At 66.0% G+C, this 4282-nt stretch carries 5 protein-coding genes; 2 read left to right on the forward strand and 3 right to left on the reverse strand.

What is annotated here, in order from left to right:
• Positions 1-1307 (reverse strand): DEAD/DEAH box helicase (locus tag A3764_RS12875; RefSeq protein ID WP_067951647.1); only part of this gene is annotated, 1307 nt, incomplete at its 3' end.
• A gap of 348 nt (positions 1308-1655) precedes the next feature.
• On the opposite strand from A3764_RS12875, the gene A3764_RS12880 reads away from it, so the two are divergent.
• Positions 1656-2075, forward strand: a complete 420-nt coding sequence (locus A3764_RS12880; RefSeq protein WP_067926972.1) for a Fur family transcriptional regulator — start codon at positions 1656-1658, stop codon at positions 2073-2075.
• On the forward strand, positions 2072-2791 hold the full coding sequence (locus A3764_RS12885; protein ID WP_067926969.1) for an NYN domain-containing protein: 720 nt from the start codon (positions 2072-2074) through the stop codon (positions 2789-2791). Before A3764_RS12880 ends, A3764_RS12885 begins: the two co-directional genes overlap by 4 nt.
• 7 nt (positions 2792-2798) lie before the next feature.
• On the opposite strand, the gene A3764_RS12890 is transcribed toward A3764_RS12885, so the two are convergent.
• Positions 2799-3341 carry a DUF421 domain-containing protein gene (locus A3764_RS12890; protein WP_067926965.1) on the reverse strand — a complete coding sequence of 181 codons (543 nt, stop codon included), beginning with the start codon at positions 3339-3341 and terminating at the stop codon, positions 2799-2801.
• A gap of 26 nt (positions 3342-3367) precedes the next feature.
• Positions 3368-4282: AbrB family transcriptional regulator (locus tag A3764_RS12895; protein WP_082865929.1), on the reverse strand; the 915-nt coding region annotated here is incomplete at its 5' end.

Below are 4282 nucleotides of genomic sequence, written 5' to 3' on the forward strand. Positions count from 1 at the left end.
CCGCCCGGCCTGCGGCCACCACCACCGCGGCGACGCTTGCGGCCACCGCCGGGCTTGCCGCCCGCGCCCTGTGCGCCGTCGCCGCCCCCGCCACCGGGACGACCGCCGCCCGGTCTGCCGCCGCGACCACGGCCACGCCCGCCCCGGCCCTTGGGCTTGTCGGGGGCGTCCATCGCCTCCCACGGGCGGCCGGAGGCGACGGGAATGGCGATACCCATCGTCTTCTGGATCGCCTTCAACTCTCCCATTTCGTCGGGTGCGCAGAAAGCGACAGCGGCGCCGTCCTTGCCCGCGCGGGCGGTCCGCCCGATCCGGTGCACGTAGTTGTCGGGGACGTTGGGCAGGTCGTAGTTGTAGACATGCTTCACATCCGGGATGTCGAGCCCCCGGGCCGCCACGTCCGTGGCCACCAATACGGTCAAATCACCGCTCTTGAACCCTTCGATGGCGCGGTCACGCTGGCCCTGGCTCTTGTTGCCGTGGATCGAAGTCGCATCGAATCCGGCCTTCACAAGCGTCTTCATCAGCTTTTCCGAACCGTGCTTCGTGCGCCCGAAGACCAGTGCACGCTCTCCCCGGTGCTTGGACAGCAGTTCGATCAGCAGGGAGGTCTTTTCCGCCTTGGCGATGAAATGAACCTCTTGCGTGACCTTGTCCGCGGCCTTGCCCGGGGGGGACACCTCGATCCGGATCGGGCTTTGCAGGTAGCTGTTGGCAATCTCGTTCATCAGCTTGGGCATCGTGGCCGAGAAGAGCATCGTCTGCCGGTCCTTCGGGATCACGCTGGCGATCTTGCGCAGGTCGTGGATGAAACCCATGTCCAGCATCTGGTCGGCCTCATCAAGGACGAGGAAAGTCGTCTCCTCCAGCCGCACGGCGCGGCGGTCCATCAGGTCCAAGAGACGGCCCGGCGTGGCCACCAGCAGGTCGACCCCGCGTTCCAGCCGCTTGATCTGGGGGTTGATCGACTGGCCGCCCACGACCATCGCCACTTTCAGCGGCGTCCCCTTGGCATAGTTGCGCAGATGCACCGCGATCTGGCTGGCCAGTTCGCGCGTCGGCGCCAGTACGAGGCCGCGCACGCTGCGCGGGTTGGGGCGGCCTTCCATGGCCATCATCTGCGCCACCAGCGGCACGCCGAAGGCGGCTGTCTTGCCCGTGCCGGTCTGGGCAAGGCCCATGACGTCACGCCCGTTCATCCCATGCGGGATCGCCTGTTTCTGGATCGGTGTCGGGTCCTTCAGACCCAGTTCGAAAAGCCGTGCCACCAGTTCGGTCGGCAGGCCCATCATGTCGAAATCGCTCATATCTCTTCTTTCGCACGCCCCGAGGGGGCGCATCAGCTTGGCCGCGCCCATCACCGGACGCCGCAGGGTCGCGCAAAGCGGATCGCGGGCGCAGGCCATATACCTCGCACCCGTCCGCAGCGCCTGGCCCCACGCGTGATTTTGGGAACAACGGCGGGCCTTGAAAGCCGGTATGCGCAAGGGATCGTCGGACCCCGGCACCGGAACTGCTCACGCGGCAGAAGGCATCGCCTGACGCCCACATGGCCCCTTGGCGCGCACAAGTCAACCGCCGGGGGCAAATCACGGTGGCACGCCCGCACGTTTGCGGTTACATCGGAGCCTCCCCCAAGGACCCGAAGGCCCGCCATGAGCAAACCGATCATCAAACGCTGCGAAGCCATGGGCCTGCGCATGACCGGCCAGCGGCGCACCATCGCGCAGGTCATCGAAGACAGCGACGACCACCCCGACGTGGAAGAGTTGCTGGCCCGCGCGCAGCTCATCGACAGCGCGATTTCCATCGCGACGGTCTACCGTACCGTCAAGCTGTTCGAGGAAGCGGGCATTCTGGACAAGCTGGAATTCGGCGACGGGCGCGCGCGTTACGAAGACGCGGAGCGGGACCACCACGACCACCTCATCGACATGCAGTCGGGTGCGGTGATCGAATTCGTCGATCCCGAGATCGAGGCGCTGCAGGAAAAGATCGCCGCCAAGCTGGGATATGAGCTGCGCGGGCACCGGCTCGAACTCTATGGCGTCCCGCTGGGAAAGGACCGCAGATGACCGACCGCCGCGAAAATACCGACCGTGACCGCCCCCTGCTGGCGGTGCTGATCGACGCGGACAACGTGCCCGCCAAACATGCCGCCGCCATTATGCGCGAAGTCGCCTCCATCGGGGAGCCTGCGCTGCGCCGGGTCTATGGCGACTGGTCCAACGATCACCTCAAGGGGTGGAAAGCGCCGATCCGCGAACTCGGGCTCGTCGCGCATCAGGAAACAGCCAATACCACCGGAAAGAACGCCAGCGACATCGGGCTGGTGATCGACGCGATGGACATTCTGCATACCGGGCGTTTCGATGTGTTTGTCATCGTCTCGTCGGACAGTGACTTTACATCGCTGGTCAATCGCCTGCGCGAACAGGGTATCACCGTGATCGGCATCGGCGAGAAAAAGACCCACGATTCGCTGCGCAACGTCTACAACCGTTTCATCCTGATCGAGAACCTCGATGGCACGGCCACGCCCGACACCCCGCGCGGCAGCACCGCCAAGGCCGAAAAGGCGCTGCCCCTCTTCCGGGAAGCGATGGACAAGATCGAGACCGAAGATGATTGGTACAACCTCGGACAGGTCGGACAGGCGATACAGGCCCGTCACGCCGATTTCGACGCGCGCACCTACGGTTTCGGCAAATTGTCGAACCTTGTAGCCGCGCTCGACGCGCTGGAAACACGCCGCACCGGCAACCGGCTGATGATCCGCCTCAAACCCTGAAGAAGCCTCAGCGCAATGCGCCGGATTTCAGGCCATGGATATCCTGCAGGGCCGGGTTTTCCGGGTCCGCATCCGTGCGGGGCAGAACGCTGATGCTGCCGTCCGCTTCCAGAATGACCGTCTGGACGTTTTCCATATCCGCGAAGCCGTTCTCCCGCACCGCCGCCAGAACCTCGTAGCGGCTGATCCTTTCGCGGTTCATCTCCTCGCTTTGGAAGGCATCGTGGTGATAAAGCAGCGAGGGTGCCGCACGCACCGTCCGGCTGACGACGGGCCAGCGGATCATCGCGCGGGTCAGCAGCCATTGCAGCACCAGCAGCGTTCCGATGGCGGCCACGGAATCGGCGATCGACACGCTGTCCGACAGGATGCCCGAGGCCATCAGGGAGCCCATGGCGACCGTCACCACCCAGTCGAAATTGTTCATCTGCGCGGTGGACCTCTTTCCGCTGAGCCGGACGAAGCCGACCACGGCGACATAGACGATGGCCGCGCTGACGACCACGTCCAGAAGCCTTGTCACACTGTCGAACAGAAACGGATTTTCCATGGGCGCACCTCTCGACGTCCAACGCGTCAGCGGGCCTTAAGTTCGCTGTCCCGCTCCTTTTCGGCGCCGGGCTCTTTGGGGTCGGGATCATCCTTCGGGGCGCGACTGATCAGAACCGGCAGCAGAACGCTCAGCACCAGCAGGCGTGCGATGTGGCAGGCCGCGACGAACCCCGGCACCACGCCCAGCACCACGCCCATGGCGATCATCGTCTCCAGCCCGCCGGGGGCAAAGGCCACCAGCACATGGGCGAGCGGCATGCCCAGTGCAAATGCGACCGGCACAGCCGCCGCGGCGGCAAAGGCAATCGCGATGAGCGTGATCGTCAGCCCCGCCCCCAGACCGCTGCGCACCTGCGCCAATGTCAGCCCCGCGAAACGGGTGCCGATCAGCGCGCCCAGCACAAGATACGCGGGCAGTATGAGCCAGCCCGGCACGTTCCCGTCCAGCAGCCCGCCCAGATGACCCACGGCAGAGGCAGCCATCGCCCCCATCAGCAGGGGTGCGGGCACCGAAAGCCGCCCCATGACCCGGCCCAGCAGTACCGCCGCCGCCGCAACGGCCAAAAGCGCCACCGGTCCCAGCGGCACGCCCGCGGGCACCAAGCCCCCGGTCAGGCGAACGCCCATGGCCAGCGCCACGAAGGGCACGACGATGGTCAGCGCCAGCAGTCGCACCGACTGGCTGACCGCGATCCGCGTCAGGTCCGCCCCGGTGTCCGCCGCCATGGCGATCACGAAGCTGAGGTGCCCGGGTGCCGCCGCCAGCAAGGCCGAGCGCGCATCGAAGCCGAAATACCGCGCCAGCACCCGCCCGCTGACGACCATGATGGCCCAGATGATCATGGCCATGAACAGGAAAGCGAGCGGCCAGCGTTGCATGGCGGCCACGGCGTCCGCGTCGAACCCCGCGCCCACTGCGATGCCCAGCACCACGAAACA

It is taken from the genome of Sulfitobacter sp. HI0129, assembly GCF_001635395.1.
In the GTDB taxonomy this organism is placed as follows: domain Bacteria; phylum Pseudomonadota; class Alphaproteobacteria; order Rhodobacterales; family Rhodobacteraceae; genus Sulfitobacter.

What these genes read in the sequence shown, in the direction of transcription:
- A3764_RS12880 (WP_067926972.1), top strand. Translation starts at nt 1,656, where the DNA reads ATGAGCAAACCGATCATCAAACGCTGCGAAGCCATGGGCCTGCGCATG.
- A3764_RS12890 (WP_067926965.1), bottom strand. Translation starts at nt 3,341, where the DNA reads ATGGAAAATCCGTTTCTGTTCGACAGTGTGACAAGGCTTCTGGACGTG.
- A3764_RS12885 (WP_067926969.1), top strand. Translation starts at nt 2,072, where the DNA reads ATGACCGACCGCCGCGAAAATACCGACCGTGACCGCCCCCTGCTGGCG.